This window comes from Natronomonas salinimetallica, assembly GCF_013839515.1.
In the GTDB taxonomy this organism is placed as follows: domain Archaea; phylum Halobacteriota; class Halobacteria; order Halobacteriales; family Haloarculaceae; genus Natronomonas.
In genome coordinates this window covers 63,006-83,754 of the sequence record NZ_JACDNQ010000012.1, presented here as the reverse complement: position 1 = coordinate 83,754, position 20,749 = coordinate 63,006, and the positions used below count along the sequence as shown (strand labels likewise).

The 20,749-nt window shown below is 65.2% G+C and carries 21 protein-coding genes; 17 read left to right on the top strand and 4 right to left on the bottom strand.

The window, feature by feature from the left end; translation table 11 throughout:
• Positions 1-36: 36 nt before the first annotated feature.
• The 6 genes from HZR14_RS10580 to HZR14_RS10555 all read left to right on the top strand — a co-directional run bounded on the left by HZR14_RS10580 (position 37) and on the right by HZR14_RS10555 (position 5,733).
• Entirely contained in the window at positions 37-1,425 is a 1,389-nt protein-coding gene (locus HZR14_RS10580) for an ABC transporter substrate-binding protein (protein WP_181692837.1), read from the top strand.
• Positions 1,426-1,510: 85 nt separating this feature from the next.
• The gene (locus HZR14_RS10575; RefSeq protein WP_181692836.1) at positions 1,511-2,446 is read left to right on the top strand and encodes a branched-chain amino acid ABC transporter permease; all 936 of its coding nucleotides are present in this window, start codon (positions 1,511-1,513) and stop codon (positions 2,444-2,446) included.
• Complete coding sequence (locus HZR14_RS10570) at positions 2,443-3,525, top strand: branched-chain amino acid ABC transporter permease (RefSeq protein WP_181692835.1); 1,083 nt, start codon at positions 2,443-2,445, stop codon at positions 3,523-3,525. Before HZR14_RS10575 ends, HZR14_RS10570 begins: the two co-directional genes overlap by 4 nt.
• The gene (locus HZR14_RS10565; RefSeq protein ID WP_181692834.1) at positions 3,522-4,280 is read left to right on the top strand and encodes an ABC transporter ATP-binding protein; all 759 of its coding nucleotides are present in this window, start codon (positions 3,522-3,524) and stop codon (positions 4,278-4,280) included. Before HZR14_RS10570 ends, HZR14_RS10565 begins: the two co-directional genes overlap by 4 nt.
• On the top strand, positions 4,277-5,020 hold the full coding sequence (locus HZR14_RS10560) for an ABC transporter ATP-binding protein (RefSeq protein WP_181692833.1): 744 nt from the start codon (positions 4,277-4,279) through the stop codon (positions 5,018-5,020). The genes HZR14_RS10565 and HZR14_RS10560 overlap by 4 nt, the downstream gene beginning before the upstream one ends.
• Positions 5,017-5,733 (top strand): thioredoxin family protein, encoded by a 717-nt coding sequence (locus tag HZR14_RS10555; protein ID WP_181692832.1) that lies wholly within the window; start codon positions 5,017-5,019, stop codon positions 5,731-5,733. The genes HZR14_RS10560 and HZR14_RS10555 overlap by 4 nt, the downstream gene beginning before the upstream one ends.
• A 36-nt stretch (positions 5,734-5,769) precedes the next feature.
• Here HZR14_RS10555 and HZR14_RS10550 read toward each other — a convergent pair whose 3' ends face one another.
• A complete protein-coding gene (locus HZR14_RS10550) occupies positions 5,770-6,582 on the bottom strand; it encodes an enoyl-CoA hydratase/isomerase family protein (protein WP_181692831.1) in 813 nt (270 codons plus the stop codon).
• A 325-nt stretch (positions 6,583-6,907) separates the two neighbouring features.
• Between HZR14_RS10550 and HZR14_RS10545 the strand changes: the two genes are divergently transcribed.
• The 5 genes from HZR14_RS10545 (at position 6,908) to HZR14_RS10525 (ending at position 11,967) form a co-directional block, all read left to right on the top strand.
• Positions 6,908-8,503 carry a long-chain-fatty-acid--CoA ligase gene (locus tag HZR14_RS10545; protein WP_181692830.1) on the top strand — a complete coding sequence of 532 codons (1,596 nt, stop codon included), beginning with the start codon at positions 6,908-6,910 and terminating at the stop codon, positions 8,501-8,503.
• Positions 8,504-8,874: 371 nt separating this feature from the next.
• A complete protein-coding gene (locus tag HZR14_RS10540) occupies positions 8,875-9,393 on the top strand; it encodes a DUF4212 domain-containing protein (RefSeq protein WP_181692829.1) in 519 nt (172 codons plus the stop codon).
• Positions 9,390-11,102, top strand: coding sequence for a sodium:solute symporter family transporter (locus tag HZR14_RS10535; RefSeq protein WP_181692828.1), 1,713 nt, complete (start codon positions 9,390-9,392; stop codon positions 11,100-11,102). Before HZR14_RS10540 ends, HZR14_RS10535 begins: the two co-directional genes overlap by 4 nt.
• A 1-nt stretch (position 11,103) precedes the next feature.
• Complete coding sequence (locus tag HZR14_RS10530) at positions 11,104-11,568, top strand: universal stress protein (RefSeq protein WP_181692827.1); 465 nt, start codon at positions 11,104-11,106, stop codon at positions 11,566-11,568.
• A gap of 177 nt (positions 11,569-11,745) precedes the next feature.
• Positions 11,746-11,967: a DUF8119 family protein gene (locus HZR14_RS10525; RefSeq protein WP_181692826.1), complete on the top strand. Its 222-nt coding sequence runs from the start codon at positions 11,746-11,748 to the stop codon at positions 11,965-11,967.
• Positions 11,968-12,088: 121 nt separating this feature from the next.
• Here the strand turns inward: HZR14_RS10525 and HZR14_RS10520 are convergent, their stop codons facing one another.
• Both HZR14_RS10520 and HZR14_RS10515 read right to left on the bottom strand, forming a co-directional pair.
• Positions 12,089-12,319, bottom strand: a complete 231-nt coding sequence (locus HZR14_RS10520; RefSeq protein ID WP_181692825.1) for a hypothetical protein — start codon at positions 12,317-12,319, stop codon at positions 12,089-12,091.
• Between the two features lie 103 nt (positions 12,320-12,422).
• The gene (locus HZR14_RS10515) at positions 12,423-13,088 is read right to left on the bottom strand and encodes a cob(I)yrinic acid a,c-diamide adenosyltransferase (RefSeq protein WP_181692824.1); all 666 of its coding nucleotides are present in this window, start codon (positions 13,086-13,088) and stop codon (positions 12,423-12,425) included.
• 185 nt (positions 13,089-13,273) lie between these two features.
• Between HZR14_RS10515 and HZR14_RS10510 the strand changes: the two genes are divergently transcribed.
• A complete protein-coding gene (locus HZR14_RS10510) occupies positions 13,274-13,414 on the top strand; it encodes a hypothetical protein (protein WP_181692823.1) in 141 nt (46 codons plus the stop codon).
• A gap of 47 nt (positions 13,415-13,461) precedes the next feature.
• Here HZR14_RS10510 and nikR read toward each other — a convergent pair whose 3' ends face one another.
• A complete protein-coding gene (nikR, locus tag HZR14_RS10505; protein WP_181692822.1) occupies positions 13,462-13,887 on the bottom strand; it encodes a nickel-responsive transcriptional regulator NikR in 426 nt (141 codons plus the stop codon).
• Positions 13,888-14,165: 278 nt separating this feature from the next.
• Here nikR and HZR14_RS10500 point away from each other — a divergent pair, with 278 nt between their 5' ends.
• The 5 genes from HZR14_RS10500 (at position 14,166) to HZR14_RS10480 (ending at position 20,735) form a co-directional block, all read left to right on the top strand.
• Positions 14,166-16,058, top strand: coding sequence for an ABC transporter substrate-binding protein (locus tag HZR14_RS10500; protein WP_181692821.1), 1,893 nt, complete (start codon positions 14,166-14,168; stop codon positions 16,056-16,058).
• An 88-nt stretch (positions 16,059-16,146) separates the two neighbouring features.
• Positions 16,147-17,121: an ABC transporter permease gene (locus HZR14_RS10495; protein WP_181692820.1), complete on the top strand. Its 975-nt coding sequence runs from the start codon at positions 16,147-16,149 to the stop codon at positions 17,119-17,121.
• A gap of 2 nt (positions 17,122-17,123) precedes the next feature.
• Complete coding sequence (locus HZR14_RS10490) at positions 17,124-18,341, top strand: ABC transporter permease (RefSeq protein ID WP_181692819.1); 1,218 nt, start codon at positions 17,124-17,126, stop codon at positions 18,339-18,341.
• Entirely contained in the window at positions 18,338-19,408 is a 1,071-nt protein-coding gene (locus HZR14_RS10485; protein WP_181692818.1) for an ABC transporter ATP-binding protein, read from the top strand. Before HZR14_RS10490 ends, HZR14_RS10485 begins: the two co-directional genes overlap by 4 nt.
• Positions 19,398-20,735 carry an ABC transporter ATP-binding protein gene (locus HZR14_RS10480; RefSeq protein ID WP_181692817.1) on the top strand — a complete coding sequence of 446 codons (1,338 nt, stop codon included), beginning with the start codon at positions 19,398-19,400 and terminating at the stop codon, positions 20,733-20,735. The genes HZR14_RS10485 and HZR14_RS10480 overlap by 11 nt, the downstream gene beginning before the upstream one ends.
• Positions 20,736-20,749 lie beyond the last annotated feature (14 nt).

The following is a 20,749-nucleotide window of genomic DNA, read 5'->3' as shown; positions in this document are numbered from 1 at the left end:
TAAATTAATATATTAATGGCTGCTTCAAACAATAACATGGCGGAGAATGACACACAATCGCGACGCGACGTACTGAAAACGGCCGGTGCCGCCGGCACAGTCGGCCTCGCCGGCCTCGCCGGTTGCCTGGAGGGCGGAAACGGCAACGGCAACGGTAACGGCAACGGCAACGGCGGCGATGGCGGCTCGGAGTACCCCGCACTCGGGAACTACCCGATCGAGGGTGACGCCGCCACACTGGGCTTCAACGTCCCACAGACTGGCCCCTACCAGGAGGAGGGCGCGGACGAACTCCGCGCCTACGAGCTCGCGGCGGACCACCTCAACAACGGCGGCGGTTGGGTCGACCTGTGGGACGACCTCTCCGGCGACGGGGTCAACGGCTACGAGATCGATTACGAGACCGGTGACACGGCGACCGACGCCGACACCGCCCGCGAGTCCGCGTCACGGATGATCGAGCGGGACAACGCTATCATGTACAGTGGCGGCTCCTCGAGCGCGACGGCGATCGCCCAGCAGGGGCTCGCCCAACAGGAGAACGTCCTGTTCATGTGCTGTCTGACGCACTCGAACGACACGACCGGCGGGGACTGTGTCCGGTACGGGTTCCGGGAGATGTTCAACGCCTACATGACCGGACAGGCGCTCGCGCCGATCGTCACGGAGGAGTACGGCGACGACCTCGAGTTCTACCAGCTGTACGCCGACTACACCTGGGGACAGACCCAGCAGGCGTCGATGCGGCAGTTCTTCGAGGAGGCGGGCTGGTCCGAGGTCGACTCCGTGCCGACGCCGCTCGGCACCGACGACTACTCGACGTTCCTGCAGGAGGCCGTCGACTCCGGCGCGGACGTACTCTTCTTGAACCACTACGGGCTGGACGGCTCGAACTCGGTTTCGCAGGCCGTCGACCAGGGGATCAACGAGGACATGGAGATCGTCGTCCCGCTGTACAACGTCCCGATGGCAGCGGGTGCCGGCGGGTCCATCGAGGGTGTCTTCGGCACGGACGGCTGGGACGCGAACCTCGACAACGAGCCCACGCGGGTGTTCGCCGAGGCGTTCGAGGAGGAGTACGGTTCGACACCGAGTTCGCCCGCGCGCCTGGCGTACTCGGCGACGATGCAGTACGCGGCCGCCGTCGAGCGCGCCGGTACGTTCTACCCGCCGGAAGTCATCCGCGAACTCGAAGGCTACGAGTGGGACAACGGCGGCATCGGCGAGGAGATCATGCGCGAGTGTGACCACCAGACGATGCGTGACATCCTGGTCGTTCGTGGCCTCTCCGAGGAGGAGCAGGACGCGGAGAGCGGCCGGTACTGGGAGGTCGTCGAACAGGCGTCCTATCCGGACGCCGTCGGCTACGAGTGCGACAGCGGTCCGGCTGCCGAATGCGAACTCGGCGAGTACGGCGACGAATAACCCCTGGGCCGTATAGTCGGACACATCGACCCTCCTCATTCATTCAATATATGCACACCAACACACAAACGATGGAGGTGGTTTCGTGAGCGTCGTCGGATCGGTCGTCGGCTTCATGATCCAGACGCTCGCGGTCTCCTCGATCTACATCCTGGTCGCAATCGGGCTGTCGATAACGCTCGGTACGCTGAAATTCGTGAACTTCGCCCACGCCGCGATGTATCTGGCGGGCGTCTACATCGGGCTCGGGATCGCGCTCGAGCTGCAGTTCAGCGGGGACATCGCACGCAGCATCGGACTCGGGAACGTCGGCCTCGATCTGGGCTTTCTGGCCGCGCTCGCCATCATCCCGATCATCACCTTCGGGCTCGGGCTGTTGATGGAGCGGTTCGTCGCTCGGCCCTTCTACGACCGGCCGGACACCGACCAGATCCTGGTGACGTTCGGGATCCTGTTGATCGTCCAGGAGCTGATCAGGGCGTTCGTCGGCGGCCGATCGCTCACGTTCTCCCGGCCCGCGTGGGCCGAGGGGGCGATCAGCCTCGGACCGCTCGGCACGTACGCCAGCTGGCGGCTCGCGATCATCGGGATCACGTCCGTGCTCGTCCTCGCGGTGTATTTGTACATCGAGTACACCGACGTCGGGCTCGCGGTTCGGGCCGGTACGGAGGACACCGAGATGGTGAACCTCCTCGGCGTCCGCGCGACGCGGCCGTTCCTCGTCATCTTCGGGGTCGGCTCGGGGCTGGCGGGCGCGGCGGGCGTCGTCGGCGGGCCCGTCTTCAGCGTCGTCCCGGAAGTCGGGGTCGGCGTGCTCGTCCCCGCGTTCCTCGTCGTCGTCGTCGGCGGCGTGGGTAGCATCGTCGGATCGGTCGTCGGCGGCCTCCTGATTGGGGCCGTCGAGGTCGGACTAGTGATGAACGCCCCGACGTGGTCGTCGGTCGGCATCTACGCCCTCGCCGCGGTCGTCCTGTTGGTTCGGCCCGCGGGGCTTATGGGTGCCGTGGAGGTGGACGAATGAGCGAACAGACAGAGGCCGCAACGCCGGGCGAGAGCGCGGACGCGAGCGGCCTCCTGGACCGGTGGGACGGCCTCCGCGAGCGCGAGTCGTTCTCGATCGCGGGAGCGATCGCGTTCGTCGTCGTCTTCCCGATGATCTTCACCAACCTGCCGGCGTACAACGGGTACATGTCGCTGGTGGAGCTGATCTACATCTGGGCGATCTTCGCCATCGGGTTCGATCTCCTCCTGGGATACACCGGCCTGCTGTCGTTCGGCCACGCCGTCTTCTGGGGCGGGAGCGCATACGCCGCCGGGCTCTTCAGCGCGAACGTCTCCGGCGAGCCGCTGCTCATCGTGCTCGTGGCGATGGTCACCGCGATCGTTCTGGCGTTGATCATCGGGATCCTCTCGCTTCGGCGCGGCGGGATCTACTTTGCGATCCTGACGCTCGCGTTCGGGCAGATGATGTACTTCATCGCGCTCGGTCCGCTCGGGGGGATCACCGGCGGCGAGGACGGATTCACCGGCGTCACCGTCGACCCGCTGCTCGGCGCGCTCGAGCTCGGGACCGGTTTCGCTGGCGTCCTCGGGACGCTGTTACACGACATCGGGTACGTGCTGTTCGCCGGCTTCTTCGTGCTCGCCGTCGCGGCCGCCGTCCGGATCGTCCGCTCGCCCTACGGGGCGATCTTCCAGGCGATCGCCGAGAACGAACAGCGCGTCCGGTTCCTCGGGCTGAACGTCTGGCGGTACAAACTCGCCGCGTTCGTGATCTCTGGGGCCTTCGCCGGCGTCGCCGGCGGGCTCCACACGATTCACGCCCAGTACGTCGCCGTCGGTTCGCTGTTTTGGATCACGAGCGGTGACATCGTGATCATCACGGTATTGGGCGGAATCGGATCGATCTTCGGTCCGGTGACCGGCACGATCGCGTTCCTGTACGTCGAGAACATCGTTTCGGGCGAGATCGCCTTCTGGCTGCTGGTTCTCGGCGCCCTGTTCGTGACCGTCGTCTGGCTGTTCCCCGCCGGTATCTGGGGGATCGTCACGGGCATCCGATCGACCGTTCGCGAACAGCTCTTGGGAGATGATTCTTGATGCTTCTGGAAACTAAAGGACTCACGAAACGGTTCGGTGAACTCACGGCGGTCGACGAGGTGAACCTCCAGATCCAGGAGGGCGACTCGCTGAGCGTCATCGGACCGAACGGCGCAGGGAAGTCGACGACGGTGAACCTCATCACGGGGCTTTTGAATCCGACGGAGGGGAAAGTCCTCTACCGCGGCGAGGACATCACCGGTCAGGAACCGCACGAAATCGTCCAGCAGGGCCTCAGCAAATCGTTCCAGACGGCGTCGATCTTTCCGGATCTGACCGTCGAGCGGAACGCCGTCGTCGCCTCGCTGGGCGCCGAACACGGCTCGTTTAGCCTGAATTTCCTCAGGCGGCTCGGCAACTACGACGACGTCCTCGAGCGTGCCGAGCAGACGATGCGGGACATGGGTCTCTACGAGCAACGCCACGTCGAGGCCAAGTCGCTCCCCTACGGGGACAAACGGCGGCTCGAGATGGCGCTCGCACTCGCGAGCGACCCGGACCTGCTCTTTCTCGACGAGCCGACCGCCGGGATGTCGCCCGACGAGACCGACGATACGGTCGATCTCATCGAGCGAATCAAGGAGGAACGCGGCGTCACGATCGTCCTCATCGAACACGACATGGAGATCATCTTCCGTGTCTCGGACCGCATCGCGGTGTTGAACCGCGGCGCGAAGATCGCCGACGGCACGCCCGACGAGATCCAGGGCGATCCGGACGTCCAGGAGGCGTATCTCGGAGGTGTCGAGATATGAGCCTGCTCGAACTCGAGGAGGTCAACTCCTATTACGGCGAAAGCCACATTCTTCGGGGCGTGACGATGGAGGTCGAGGAGGGCCAGATCATCGCTTTGCTCGGGCGGAACGGTGCCGGCAAGACGACCACCCTACGAAGCATTACGGGCGCGAGCCCGCCCGAGGTCCGGAGCGGAACGGTGCGATTCGAAGGGAACGATATCACGGGCCGACGCCCCGAGGACATCTCGGCGCTCGGGCTCTCGTTGGTCCCCGAGGAACGGCGGATGTTCTCCAATCTGACGGTCGCGGAGAACCTTCACGTCCCGGATATCTCGCGGAACCTCCTGAACCGGATCGGCCGGTCCGAGGAGACCGGCAAGACAGGACTCTCCGACGAGGAGGTCTACGAGCAGTTTCCCCGACTCGACGAGCGCCGCGAACAGAAGGCCGGTACCCTCAGCGGCGGCGAACAGCAGATGCTCGCCATCGCCCGGACGCTCAAGCAGGACACCGATCTACTCATGTTAGACGAACCATCCGAGGGGCTCGCCCCACAGATCGTCCAGGACGTTCTCGACATCATCGAGGAGATCGCAGAGCAGGGAAAGACTATCCTGCTCGTCGAGCAGAACGCCGCCGCGGCGATCCGGCTCGCCGACTACTGCTACGTGCTCGATCAGGGACGCATCGTCTACGAGGGGACCTCCGAGGAACTCGAAGCGAACGACGAGGTCAGACAGGAGTACCTCGGCGTATGAGCAGCGAATCTGACGTCCCCGGCGGTCGCGGGGAGCTGTCGCCCGAGGAGCGCCTCGACGTGCTCGAAGCCGAGGGCGTCGTCTCGGTCGACGAGGACGGAACGGTGACGCTCACCCTGGAGTTCGAGTCGACACGGGGGATCTATCACGACACCTATGCCGACCTCGATGCGGAAGAATACCACCGGTCGGTCGCCGACGTCTTCGGGATCGACCCCGACGAGGCGGCCGACCGGATCGACAGCCTCGGCGTCACCCGAGCGCAGTTCATCGCGTTGCTCGCGTTGAACTCCCACGTCGACGGCGAGTACCCGCTCGCCGAGCGGGCCCGCATGGCGATGATGATCACCGACATCGCCCCGCCGTCGCCGGTTCCGGAGGACGTCACCGAGATCGACGACGACACCTACGAGGCGTTCCTCGAAGAACACGACCGCGTCGCGGTGATGGTCTGGAAGCGCTTTTGTTCGCCCTGCCGGCGGATGAAAGACGACCTCGGCGAGACGGAGTCGGCGTTCCCCGAAGACGTCGCCGTCGCGGGAATCGACGGCGAGGCGACCACGGAGTTCCGACGGGAGTTCGGCGTCGAGGCCGCCCCCTCGGTACTGCTCTTCGAGGACGGCGAACTCCTCGAATCGCTCCGCGGATACCAATCACCCGAGGCCATCGGGGCCGCCTGTTCGGACGCATACTCGGACGGTCCCGGGGCCTAGCGCCTCGTTTCCACCGACGCGTCCGACGGGGCTTTTTCACGATGTGTCCGGCCACTCGTCCGCATCCAGCGGGTCGCCCTCGAGGAACGCCTCGATGCCGGCGTCGGCGTCGGCGGTCGTACACAGCCCGGCGAACCGTTCGTTCGAGTACCCGAGCGCTTCGGTATACCCCATCCCCTCCATCTCGTAGTAGGCCTCCTTGCCGCGTCGGATCGCGGTCGGGCTCTTCGAGGCGATCGTCTCGGCGTACTCCACCGCCGCCTCGACGTGTTCGCCGGCCGGCGTGACCTCGTTTATCAGCCCCCACTCGTGGGCGGTCCCGGCGTCGATCAACTCCCCGGTCAACAGCAACTCCAGACAGCGCTTCCGGACGACGGCGTCCATGAGCGGGACTGCCGGCCCCATACAGAAGAGGCCGACCTTCGGCGCGGTCGCACCGAACATCGTCCCGGTGGCGGCGACGGCCAGATCGCAGGCGGCGACCAGCCCCAGACCGTTGGCGGCGGCGTGGCCGTGGGCGGCGGCGATCACGGGCGTCCCCATCTCCGAGATCGTCACGAACGGCTCCTCCATGCCCGCGACCCACTCCTCGTAGCCGTCGGCGTCCTCGTACTCGGCGTGTTCCGTGAGGTCGATGCCGGCCGAGAAGGCGCTTCCAGCGCCGTCGATCACGACCGCGCGTACGCTCGAGTCGGCTTCGTGAGCGTGGAGTGCGGCATCGAGATCCGCGGCGAGATCCGTACTGAACGTGTTCATCGCGGCCGGCCGGTCGAGGGTGATCCGTCCGACGTATCCCTCCGTTCCGACCGCGACGACGTCGTCTCCGTGTGTGCTGTCGGCGTCCGTCATATCCCGGCTGATGGCCGGGCAGTATAAAAATGTGCTCGGCGTCAGCGCCGGCTCTCCCGTCGCTCTATAGTGAACATCGGAACTATGTACACATCGATCGCACTGCCGCCGTGCGGTCATACTGGTGGACGAAATCAAATGAAACCGACTCACGAGTGATCCGCCGTTCGCTCCGTCGAACGGCGTGATCCTCGTGCGTCGTGTGTACATTCTTTTGTCCGTCAGTATCAAGTGTGTCTTGTCTTCCGATCTCTACTATAGTCGGCCATTTATTGAGAATATGGTGAACGTTCAAGTACGATGGATACGCATCGTCGGAACGTATATGAAGCGCGAAATGTTAACGCTCGATTTCCTCGACCGGGCGCTCGACCTCTACGAAGACGTGACCGGCGTCGTCGCTCACGACGGAACCGAGTACACGTACGCAGAGCTCGGCGAGCGCGTAAACCGACTGGCGAACGTCCTCGCCGAACGCGGGATCGAACAGGGCGACAAGGTCGCGCTCCTCGCGCCGAACACGCATTATTTCATCGAGACGCTCTATGCGGCCAACTCACTCGGTGCCGTGTTCGTCCCGATGAACTACCGGCTCACGTCGGGCGAACTCGAGTACATCCTCGACGACTGTGACGCCGACGTCGTCGTTTCGGACTACGAGTACGCCGAAAACGTCGACCCGATCCGTGAGTCGGTTCCCGCGGAGCACTTCATCGGCTACGAGAGCGACCGGATCGACGGCGACTGGGCGGACTACGAGACGCTCTTGGCTGAGGCCCCGAGTGAAGCCCCCGAGCGCCCCGACATCTCGGAGGACGACGATGCGAGCATCAACTACACCTCGGGGACGACCGGGGATCCGAAAGGCGTCGTCCGTACCCACCGCACCGAACACTGGCACGCCCTCGTGCTCAACCAGCACATGGAGATCCGCGACGATGACACCTACCTGTGGACGCTGCCGATGTTCCACTGCAACGGCTGGGGCCACACGTACGCCATCACCGGCACCGGCGCGACCCACGTCTGCCAGCGGACTTTCGATGCCGAGGACACCTTCGAGCGCGTCCGCGAGTACGACGTCAGCTTCCTGTGTGGCGCGCCGACGGTGTTGAACGCCCTCATCCAGTACTACGAGACCAACGACGTGGTGACGACCGGCGACCGCGACGTCCGCATCGCGACCGCCGGCAGCGCCCCGGCGACGGCGACGATAGAGACGGTCGAAGACGAGTTCGGCTGGCGTATCATCCACATTTACGGCCTCACGGAGACGGCACCGATCATCACGACGAGCAACTCCCCCCGACGGCTGGCCGAGCGCGGCCGGGAGCTGAAGATCACGCAGGGCAGCGAAACCCTCTGTACCGACGTCCGCGTCGTCGACGAGAACGGCGACGACGTCCCCGCCGACGGGATGAGCGTCGGTGAAATCGTCGTCCAGGGCAACCAGGTCATGGACCGCTACCTCAACAAGCCCGAGATCACCCGCGAGGCGTTCTCCGAGCGTATCGAGGGGTATTTCCACACGGGCGACCTCGCGACCATCGACGAGGACGGCATGGTGTCGATTCAAGACCGCAAGAAGGACATCATCATCTCCGGCGGCGAAAACATCTCCTCGATCGAGGTCGAGGACGCCCTCTACGACCACGAGGCCATCCTGAAGGCCGCCGTCATCCCCGTCCCGAGCGAGAAGTGGGGCGAGACACCGAAGGCGTTCGTCGTCGAACAGCCGGACGCGGACCTCACGGAAGAGGGGGTCATCTCCTTCGTCAAGGACCGCCTGGCGGGATACAAAGCCCCGACGAGCGTCGAGTTCGTCGAGGACTTCCCGGAGACGGCGACGGGTAAGGTACAAAAATACGAACTCCGTTCGGAGTACTGGGACGACGAGACTCGAATGGTCGGCCAACAGTAACGCGGCGGTTTCTCATCGGGGCGTACGCGATTCACGCCCGTCCTCGAAAGTCGGGGATCTTCGGGTGCAACAAGACGTCCGGTATTGCCATGCCCCTGTTCGGTCCTCGGTTCGGACTTGTGGTCGGAACACTCGTTTCTCGCGGGGAGGGCGGGACTCTCTCGCTGTTACAGGTAGCACGATAATGGAGGCCTGCTACCGTAGAACATGCTTATCGTTCACACGGCTCTCGGCCGGCGATTTTCGACGTCGGAGTCTGATCGTTCCACCCTATTTTACGTGAAATAATCTCGGTTTCGGGGGCGTTCTGCCGTATCCCTAAGTATTTAAAATGTCTATTTATAACCCACCGTCTTATCGAGTAGGGTACGATGACAGGTGCCGATAGACCACGATCGGAGGCCAACTCCGGTGACACGAACCGCAACGGGACGGGACCCGCTCGATCCGACCCGGACGCCGACACGCCAGATGGAACCGCGCTCAGAACGGACGGCGGGACGTCCGACATCGAGCGCGAACGACAGGTCGATTACTTGGACGTCGAAATCAACCTGCTGAAACCAGCGACCCCCTTCATGCGCGACCACCAGCGGGTGATCCTGACCGGGTTCGCCATCTGGGTCGTCACGACGTTCGGGCCGATCACCGCGACTCGGCTCGCTCCCGACGTGATGACACAGCAGCTGCCGATGATCGGGTTCCCGCTGCACTACTTTTTGCTCGCCGTCGTCGCCCCCTCCTCGGCGCTTTTGCTCTCGTTTTGGTACTGCAAAAAGCGCGACCAGATCGACGAGAAGTACGGCATCGAGCAGGGCGCCCCCGAAACCGAGACGGCGGAGACCGTCTCCGAGGACGTGACCGCCGCTGACGGTGGTGTTTCCGAATGAACGGGGCCACGCTCACAGCGGACGCGATGGCGTTGCCGCTACAATCGGAGCTCCTGCCGGAGGGGCTCAACGTCTCGTTCAAGCTCCTGCCCGCGATACTCGTCATCGGGATGATGGTGACGTTCCTCGCGGCCGGGTTCCTGTACAAGGTGGCCGACTCCGACGACATGTGGGTCGCGGGTCGCTCGATCGGGAACGTCGAAAACGGGATGGCGATCGGTGCCAACTGGATGTCGGCGGCGTCGTATCTCGGGATGGCCGCGTTGATCGCGCTGTCGGGCGTCTACGGGCTAGCCTTCGTCGTCGGCTGGACGACGGGCTACTTCATTTTGCTCATCTTCCTCGCCGCACAGATGCGGCGCTTCGGGAAGTACACCGCACCCGACTTCGTCGGCGACCGGTTCAACTCCGACACCGCCCGCGCGATCGCGGCGGTCACGACGTTCCTCATCGGCTTCGTCTACGCGCTCGGGCAGGCCCGTGGGATGGGTCTCGTCGGGCTCTACATCCTCGGCGATCCCGGTATTCCCGGCCTCACCGGCTATCAAGCGATGATGATCGTCTTCATGGTGATCACTATCGCGTATCTCTCCTTGTCGGGGATGCTCGGCGCGACCAAGAACATGGTGTTGCAGTACGTGATCCTCATCGGCGCGTTCCTCGTCGGGCTGCTCGTGACCGGCTGGACCGCCGGCTTCTCGACGGTGCTGCCGCAGTTGGAGTACGGCATGTTGATAAGCGAACTCAGCGCCGAGTTCTCCGCCCCCTTCGCCGGCGGGAGCTACTATCTGTGGATCGCGACGTGTTTCAGCCTCATCTTCGGGACCTGCGGGCTCCCGCACGTCCTCGTTCGGTTCTACACCGTCGAGAACGAGCGGGTCGCCCGCTGGTCGACCGTCTGGGGGCTGTTTTTCATCTGCCTTCTGTACCTCTCGGCCCCGGCCTTCGCCGCCTTCGGGACGGCGCTGTACGGCAGCGAGATCGGTGCGGTGTACGGCGACCCCGGAATGAGTAGCGCCGCGGGCGACGTCATCGTCGTCCTCGCCGCACAGCTCGCGGGGCTGCCGTCGTGGCTCGTCGGCATCGTCGCCGCCGGCGGCATCGCCGCCGCGGTCGCGACGACGGCCGGGCTGTTCATCGCCGCCTCGTCGGCGATCTCTCACGACATCTACGCGACCATCATCAACGAGGACGCGACCCAGCGCCAGCAGGTCCTCGTCGGTCGCCTGAGCATCATCGCGATCGGCGCGCTGTCGATCGTCTTCGCGCTCGACCCCCAACAGCCGGTCGCGGCGCTCGTCTCCTTTGCGTTCTCGCTGGCGGCGATCGTGCTGTTCCCGATGTTCTTCCTCGGGCTGTGGTGGGAGAACACGAACCGTCAGGGCGCGCTCTCGGGCATGGTCGTCGGCCTGATCGTGTGGTTCATCCCGATGTTCAACGAGGGCAACTTCGGACTGATCAACGACGGGGCCGGCTGGGGAATCGACGCAATCGCGACGTGGATGCCCGCGATCGGTTCCGGGCTCATCGGCGTGCCCATCGTCTTCGCGGTCACCATCGTCGTTTCGCTTCTCACCGACGAGCCGCCAGAGGAGACGAAGATGCTGGTCCGGCAGTGTCACAGCCCCGATCCGATGGATCGCGACGTGACGGCCGCAGAGATCGTTGCACAAAAGAGAGAAGACCGCGTTACCTCGGACGACGACTGATATGTACGAACGAATACTCATCCCGACTGACGGAAGCGACGTCGCCGAAGTGGCGATCGAACAGGCGATCGACCTCGCCGCGAAGTACGACGCCGAACTCCACGCGCTGTACGTGGTCGACACCGATGCGGTCGCCTACGGGCTCGGTACCGAACAGGTCGACCGGCTCCAGCAGGGCCACTTCGACGAGATGACCGAACTCAAAGACGAGGCGAACGCCGCGACCGACGTCGTCCACGAGCTAGCGGAGGAGCACGGCGTGGAGGTAATCGAACACCACGCCGGCGGCCAGCCGCACAAGATGATCGCGAACTACGCCGAGGACAACGACATCGATCTCATCGTGATGGGAAGCCACGGCCGGTCGGGCGTCCGTCGGGCGCTTCTGGGCAGCGTCACGGAGCGGACGCTCCGCTCGACACACACGCCGGTGTTGGTCGTCGACTACCAAAGCGACGAGGAGTAGATACTGCTGGCTGTCCCCGGTGCGAGCGAGTCGCGACCTCGGAGTGCGACAGGCGGTCGCGACGGACGGCCGGCAGTACGAGAACGAGACACCCTCGACCACAGCAGCTAACCCGGCGGCGACACGTCCGTTCGACATGATCGATTCAACACAGCCCCGACCCGGTGTGATCCGTCCGTGAGCCTCGCCGACCGACTCGAAGAACACCTCGCGGAGCACCGATCCGGGATGGTGTACGACCTGGTCTTCGCCGTCGTCTGGGTCGGGTTCGTATCGCTACTCTTCGATTTCGTCTTCACGAGCGCGCCCACGTGGGCGTTTTATATGTTCATGCTCGCGGGCGTCCCGGCGTACTTCGGGTTCTTTTGGTCGCTCGAGTTGGCCAAACAGACCCAGTAGGGGCGTACCCGACGCGTTCTCTCCGTCCCGTTCGGTTCCGCCTCGTACTGGCGGCGCTCGGCCCGCGGACACGGTCGCCGCCCGTGGGTCGGCTCCCCTCACGTACGTGTAGCCGTCGGTATCACTCGCCGTCCCGCCCACCGCGGTACTTCGAGCGCAGGCGCAGACACACCAGACTCGCCGCGATGAACACGATCGGCAGGGCGACCGCATCGACACCCCACGAGCCCGAGATGGCGGGATACGCGCTCGCACCGGCCAAAACGGCGAACAGAAACGCCAGGAGGCCGGTGATCGGCACGACGAATCCGTCGGGGAAGGCACCGCCGAGATCAATCTCGTCGTTTCCCATGTCCACGCGTGAGGGCGTCGGCGGTATAGGGGTTGCTGTGGAGACCGCGTGAGTATCGGTACTCCATGTATGGGTATCGGTATCAGTACTCCCCGTATCGGTATCAGTACTCCGTGCCCTTCCGTGCACGCTGGCCGGCGTCGATCGGGTGTTTCTCCTTGCGGACGTTCGTGACGAGGTCTGCGGCCTCGGTGATGTACTCTGGGCGGGCGTGGCTCCCCGAGAGAACGAGTTCGAGGTCGTCGGGCTTGTTTTCGATCATCCCGAGGACAGTGTCGGGGGCGATGAGCCCCCTGTCGGCCGCATAGAGGACCTCATCGAGTACGAGCATGTGAACGCCGGCCTCGGGGTCGCCGTCGGGATCGAACGGCGTGGACAGGTCGGCTGTGCCGGCCGCCTCGACGAGTTCGTTCGCCCGCTCGAAGCCCGCCCGTGCCTCGGCCTCGTGGTCGCGTTCGTCGGTCCCGTCGTTCATCGCGTGCCAGCCGTAGTGTCCCAGGTTCTCGTAGCTAACCCCTGGCATCGCCGCGATGGCGTTGTACTCGCCGCGGACGTCCTCGACGCTGTCCGCGCCGCCTTTCATGAACTGCAGGACGTGGACGCGGTAGCCGTGGCCCGCCGCCCGGAAGGCCATCCCCAGTGTCGCGGTCGTCTTGCCCTTACCGTCGCCCCACCACACCTGCGTGAGTCCGAACGCCTCCGGTGCGGCCGGCTCGATCTCGCGTGCCTCGGGGATCCGTCCCCGCCCCGGCGTCTCGCGGTCTGTCATGCGTGTCGGTTCGAGTGCCGTCAGTAAGGCCCTGTCGGAGGGCGGAGCCGGCGACGGCGAGGGGTCACGGCGGCCGAACGGTTCGAGGAGGGCGATCCGGATCCACCGCCCTCGGTAGGGACCGTCGAAACATGATGAAAGATCATTATGTTTAAGACCCCACGGCCAGTGGTATGGAGTAGACGATGCGCGACGAAATCGAACCGATGGTTCCGACGATGCCCCGATCGGCCGATCCCACCCCTTCGCCCCGCCCCGACGGGGGGCGGACGACCCGCTTTAGCGCCGACGCGGTAGACGCGCCGTTCGTCCCCGACCTCCGCTAACGGTGCACGCGCCGGTGACGCGCGTCACGAACGGCTCGCCGGCAGTATCACTCCGCGAGCGACGCGCCGAAATCGTCGAGGGGAACGACCGAGTAATCGACCGAGAGAATATCGCTCGTCGCACGTACCTTGCCGACGAACGTCGAGATCTCTTCGAGTGTCCCCTCGAGGATAAACAGTTCCATGCAGTAGTGGTCGCCGACGTGGTTGTGGACGTTCGAGACGACGAGGTGCTCGTGGTCGTGGCGGATCCCCATCATCCGCTCTTCGGCGCTCGACGTCTCGTGATCGAAGACGACAGTGACGACGCTCATCAGGTCACGTCCCTCGAGTTTCTTGTCCTCGAACTCACCGAGCAGGTTCCGGGAGGCCTCCCGAACGACCTCACTGCGGCCCGTGTAGCCGTGCTCGTCGGCGAACTCGTCGAGACGATCCAAAAGCGAGTCGGGCATTGACACGCTGACGACGGTCATATGTTAACTGAACGCCGATATTATATTAAGGATTGTGCATCGTTTCGGCCGTCCGGGGACGCCGTCGTCGCCCTGGCCGTCCACATCCCGATCCGATCGCCTACATCCCGACCCGGTCCTCCACATCCCGATCCGACTGCCCACATCCCGATCCGATCGCCCGACCGCCCACGCCCCGACCGGATTGTCCCTCGTCGCCACGTCTCGATCGACGGAGTTCCCGCCCGGGCGTGTCGTACCACAACGGTTTACTTCGGCAGTGTGTTATACCGTGGCAGATGCGACGACGGAGCAAAATCGGATACGGCGCGGGCACGCGGGTCGACCGTCGACAGTGGCTGTCGATGCTCGGTGCCGTCGGCGCGGCCGGACTCGCCGGCTGTTCGGGTGACGACGGCGGTTCGCCCGAGACTCCGGATAACGGTGGTGGTGTTCGTGGCCTCGATGGCATCGAGGAACGACCGACGGTTTCTGGGACCTACGATACGGTCACGTCGGCGTCGTTTACCACGTTGAACCCGCTGTACAACACGGAGTCGGGGGCCGGAACCGCTATCGGACGAGCGCTCGATCAGGGGTACACCTTCGACGCCGACGACGAATACGTCCCGCTTTTATACGACATGTCGACGGACGACGGCGAAGTATGGGTATTCGACGTCCGTGAGGGGCTGACGTTCAGCGACCCCTACGGCGCGGTCGACGCCGAATCGTTCGTCTATCAGATCGAAGAGCTCCACCAAAGCGACTGGGCGCTGACGGCGAACGCGACCGACTGGACCGGCGTCAACGTCGAACGGACCGGCAAACGCCAGTTCCAGGCCGAGTTACCCGAACCGCAACTGCTCTGGCCGGAGTCGTTCGACCCGCTCGAGTACCCGATCCCGAAGGGGGTGCTCGAACCGTACGTCGACGACGAGAACGTCGAGGGACTCCGACAGGACGAGGAGCTGCTCGAACTGCGGTTTAGCGGTAATCTCGGGGCGTTCGTCCTCGATGAGTGGGACCGCGGTGCCGGCACCACCTACACCCGAAACGACGAGTACTACATCCAGGACGCCGACAACTGGTCGGACCTCTTTTCGAACGCGCCGTACTTCGAGGGGGCCTCGATCAGCGTCGTCGAAGAACAGGCCTCCCGGCTTGGCGCGCTCGAGACCGGCGAGGCGGACTCGGCCAGCGTCCCGCCCGAGCGCTTCGAGGAGTTCGACAACGACCCGGACGTCAGCATGCTGCAGATCCCACAGCCGTTCAACCGTATCCTCTCCGTCAACATGCGGGACAACGGCTGGAACGCCGGTCCCGGCAACCTCTTTCGGTACGTCGCGTTCCGCCAGGCGATCGCGACCGCGATCGGCACGGACGACCTCATCGAGGGGGTCTACCGCGGGCTCGCCGAGCCACACCACACCTGGCAGCCGGCGTGGTCCCGGTGGTACCCCGGTGACGACGAGGTCCCCTTCTTCGGGACCGGAGACCGCTACGGTGCCGGCCCGGCCCGGGAGCTCGCGACGACGGCCTTCGACCGGTCGGCGTTCGACTACGGCTTCGATGGCGACCGCATGGTGACACCCGAGGGCGACCAGGTCACCCTCGACGTCTACCACAGCGCCGGCCAGGAGACAGCACAGCTCATCGCCGAGTACGCCGCCCAGGAACTGGATGACAACCTCGGCATCGAACTCGACGTCCAGGCGATCGACGGCGTCCGGTTCAACAACGAGTTCTGGACGGCGACACCCGAGGGCGGGACGGACACCGTCGCCGGCGAGAGCGTACGCTGGGACGCGCCGACGCCGAACAACCCCGGCCCCCGATCGGTGACGTCGAACGAGGAGTGGGATATGTCGCTCGTGTTCGGGCTGAACACGTATCCGCGCAACCCCCTCACCAACGCGGCCTTCTTCGACGGCGCGAACGCGAGGTACAACCCGGTCGGCTACTATCCGGAGTTCGACGCCGGGGGGCTCTTCGAGCGGGCGCGGACGGCCGCCACCGAGGAGGAACTGGCCGCCGCCTTCGCCGACGTCTTCGTCGAACTCGCTCGCGAACAGCCCTACGTCATGCTCGCGTTCGGGGACAGTCTGACGGGATACAACCCCGATCTCCGCGGGCCGATCGAGGACTTCGCCAACGGCTGGAACGCTCCGGGGTGGCACTTCGCGGAATGACGGCGACCGCATTCGCCCCCCGGAGACGGTCCACAGCCGTTTGCCGAACCGCCCCCCGGTGTACACGTCTCGCAGCGATCCTCCGACGATGGGACTAGCCAGATACGTCGTGTTGCGTGTCGTCTGGGCGGCGGTCGTCTCGCTCGTCATCGTCACCGCCACGTTCGTTCTGATGGCCGCCGCACCCAACCCGGCGATCCAGGAGGCGGCGACCCAGGCGGCCCTGGAGGGCGGCGATCCCCAGCAGGCGGTCGAACGGGAGCGCGAACTGCGCGGCCTCGACGAGCCGTTACACGTCAGATACCTCGATTTCCTCACCAGCATATACACCCTCGAATGGGGGTGGTCCGACCACCGGAGCCAGCCGGTCACCGAGGCGCTCGTCGAGGGACTCTACTACACTGCCCAGTATTCGATCCCGTGGACGGTCCTGACGGTCCTGATCGGGCCGCTCGTCGGGGTGTACTCCGCGGCGAATATGTATTCGTGGCGCGATCACGCCGCGACGGCGTTCGCCTTCTTCGGCTATGCGATCCCGAACTTCTTCTTCGGGATCGTCCTGTTGTTGCTGTTCGGGGTCTGGCTCGATTGGATTCCCGTCGTCTATCGGACCGACGTGGCGGTCTTCAGCCTCGAGAACGCCCGACAGCTCGCGTTGCCGGTGTTCGTCCTCGTCACGGGATCGATCGGCGCGGTGATGCGCGTCTCCCGGAACGAGTCCGCCGAGTTCCGCGATGCGACCTTCATGAAGACGGCGAAAGCCAAGGGCGTCTCGCCGTTTCGGGCCTACGCATACCACGTGATGCGGCCGACGCTCGTCCCGCTGTCGACGACGCTCGTCAGCCAACTGCTCGCGATCTTTCTGGGCTCGTCGTTGCTCGTGGAGGTGGTATTCGGCATCCCCGGACTGGGTCGGCTCACCTTCGAGGCGCTCGTCGCACAGGACACGAACCTCGTGTTGGGCGCGACGTTCGTGTTCACGTTCGTCGCGGTGATCGGCAACCTCCTCGAAGACATCGCCTTCAGCGTCCTCGACCCGCGGATTAGTTACGACGATAGATAACCATGCCACCGGAACGCTTCGATCGGATCGACTGGGAGGAACACGCCGGGTCGAGCGGGTTCTCCGCCTCGATCAACACGGTCGCGTTCGTCCTGACGGCGCTGTCGGTCCTCGCGTTGGCGGGCTACGACCGGCTGTTCGCCGCCGAGCGCGAGACCGTCTTCGGAGCCCTCGCTCGTGACGTCGGCGTGGGACCGCGGTTCGAATCGCTCGGGATCGGTGCCGATCCCGGCGCGCTCGAGTATCTGTTCGTCATCACGCTGTTGTTGTTCGTCTGGTATCTGCTCGCGCCGCTGTATCAGAACCCCCGTATGACGCGGTACTACTGGGATCGGTTCACGCGCAACCGTCCGGCCGTCGTGAGCCTCGGATGGCTGTTCGTCGTCTTCGCCGGCGGTCTGCTCGGCCCGCTTCTCCTCAGTGCTCCCCAACAGGACGTGCTTGCGGGCCACCAGCCGCCGGTATACCTCTCCATCGACGCCTCGAACGTCGCACGGTGTCTCGGCGAGACCGTCGGGGGTCGCTGTCACGGGACCTGGCGGTATCCGTTGGGGACGACCCAGGCCGGCGAGGGGGTGTTCCGGAACGTCGTCTACGGAATGACGATCAGCATGCAGATCGCGTTCATCACGACGACCATCGTCGCGGCCATCGGCATCACGTTCGGAACCGTAAGCGCCTATGCCGGCGGCTGGGTCGACGAAGCCCTGATGCGGTTCGTCGATATCGTACTCTCGTTTCCGACGCTTTTGTTTTTCCTCTTGATCCTCTATATCTACGGTGCCGGGCTCGGGATGTTCATCCTCGTCTTCTCGCTGTTCGCGTGGGGCGGGACCGCCCGCTACGTCCGCAGCAAGGCGCTCTCGATCGCCGAGGAGGAGTACGTCGACGCCGCCCGCATCAGCGGCGCGAGCACCTACCGGGTCGTCCGCCGACACGTCGTCCCGAACACCGCAAGCAGCATCATCACGCAGTTGACGCTTCTCGTTCCCGGATTTTTGCTCGCGGAGGCACAACTGGCGTTTCTCGGCCTCGGCGACTCGGGGATCAACTCCTGGGGGCAGTTGATCTCCGCCGGTCGCAGCGACCTCGCGTTTGCACCCTGGATCGTGCTGGCTCCGGGGATCGTACTGTTTTTGACGATCCTCGCGTTCAACTTCCTCGGCGACGCGTTGCTCGACGCATTGAACCCCAAAACGGAGGCGGAGCGCGGGCGATGACCGACGAACCGCTCCTTCGCGTCGAGGACCTCACGACGACGTTCGAGACGGACGCCGGACGGCTGGTCGCCGTCGACGGGATCGACTTCTCCGTCGAGGCCGGCGAGACGGTCTGTCTCGTCGGCGAGTCCGGATCCGGCAAGACCGTCGCGACCGAGTCCATCACCCGGCTGATAAAGGAGCCGCCGGGACACATCGAGGGGACGGTCCGGTTCGAGGGACGGGATCTCGCCGACTGCGCCGAGCCGGAGCTTCGCGAGATCCGCGGTGCCGACGTGGCACACGTCTTTCAGAACCCACAGGACGCGTTGAACCACTGTTATACCGTCGGCTGGCAGATCGCCGAGGCGATCCGGATCCACGAGGACGTCGGGAGATCCGAGGCGCGAGCGCGCGCGATCGAGCTGCTCGGTCGGGTCGGCATCGCGACCCCCGGTGCCCGGATCGACGACTACCCCCACCAGTTCTCTGGCGGCGAGAAACAGCGGGTGATGATCGCGATGGCGCTGTCGACGAACCCGGACCTGCTCGTCGCCGACGAACCCACGACCGCCCTCGACGTGACCGTCCAAGCCCAGATCCTGCGGCTGCTCGACGAACTCAAGACGGAGTACGGGATGGGCGTGTTGTTCATCACTCACGACCTCGGCGTCGTCAGCGAGATCGCCGACCGGATCGTGGTGTTGTACGCCGGGAAGGTGATGGAGCGCGGAAGCGCGGCCGACGTCTTCGAGCGGCCGTCTCACCCCTACACCCGACAGCTCCTCGGCTGTCTGCCGGGGATCGGTCCGCCGAGTGCCGGCGGCATTCCGGGGACGTTGCCGGACCCGACCGACCCGCCCGAGGGCTGTCGGTTCGCCCCCCGGTGTGAACACGCGGTCGAGGCGTGCTTCGAGGGGGGCCAGCCCGAAGCGGTCGAGCGATCGCCGGGGCATCGGGTGTCCTGTATTCACTACCACGACGGCTACGACGAGTCGGTCCTCGGCGAGCCGCCGACCCGGCTCGGGCTCGCCGATCCGAAAGCGGAGGAGGACACGCGAACGGGGGGTGACGCGGATGACGGGTGAGGAGCCGCTGTTGTCGGTCCGGGGGCTGAAGAAACATTACCCCACGGGCGGCGGGCTCCTCTCGCGGTCGAGCGGTGCGGTCAGAGCCGTCGACGGGGTCAGCTTCGACGTCGGCCGCGGCGAGACGCTGGGTCTGGTCGGCGAATCCGGTTGCGGGAAGTCGACCGCCGCGAGGTCGGTCGTTCGGTTGGAGGAGCCGACGGCGGGAGAGGTGATTTTCAACGGCGGCGGGCGGGCGGGCGCGTCCCGGAACGACGATGGCACGCACCCGAACGACGTCACCCGGTTCGGCCGCGCCGAACTGAAGGCGTTCCGCCGGGACGTCCAGATGGTATTTCAGGACCCGACATCGAGTTTCGATCCCCGCATGAGCGTCGGGGCGTCGATCGCCGAACCGCTCTCCGTACACGGGCTCTCGGACCGGGGACGCCGCCGGGCGATCGCCGAGGATCTGCTGGAACGCGTCGGACTCTCTCCGGGCGATTACGGTCGGTATCCACACGAGTTTTCCGGTGGGCAGAAACAACGGCTCGCGATCGCGCGCGCGCTCGTCCTCAACCCGGATCTCGTCATCGCTGACGAGCCGGTATCCGCACTCGACGTCTCGGTTCAGGCCGACGTGTTGGGGCTACTGGAGGAAATCCAATCGACGTTCGGGCTCTCGGTGTTGTTCATCAGCCACGACCTCTCGGTCGTCAGGGAGATCGCAGACCGGGTCGCCGTGATGTATCTCGGCGAGATCGTCGAGATCGGGCCGACGGAGGCGGTCTTGACAGCACCCGAACACCCCTATACCGAGGCGTTGGTGTCGGCCATCCCGACGGTCGGCCCCGGGGGGAAACGCCAGGAGATCGAGCTGACGGGGACCGTTCCCGACCCCTCGAACCCGCCTTCCGGCTGTCGGTTCCACACGCGGTGTCACGCGGTCGTCCAGCCGGAGGGAATCGATCTCGACCAGTCGGCCTGGCGTCGGGTGCTCGACCTCCGACACCGCCTGGAGGCCGGCGAGGTCGACCTGGAGACGGTGCGCGAAAGCATCCGGGCGCGAACGGACGCGACGGGTGATCTCGACCGTTCGACACTCGGAACACAGCTCCGTGCGGAGTTCGGACTCCCGGAGACGCTGTCGGACCCGGTGGCCGAACGCGAACTCGCCGGGTCGATCGAGGCGTTGCTCGGGGGCGACGCCGACGCCGCCGCGGAACGCCTCGCCTCGACGTTTCGGACCCCGTGTGAGGGGACCGCCCCCGAGTTCACCGGACACGGTGGCGGCCACCGCTCTGCGTGTCTCAGACACGCACCGGACGTCCCCTCGGAGCCCGAGTGACGCGTGGCGTCGGA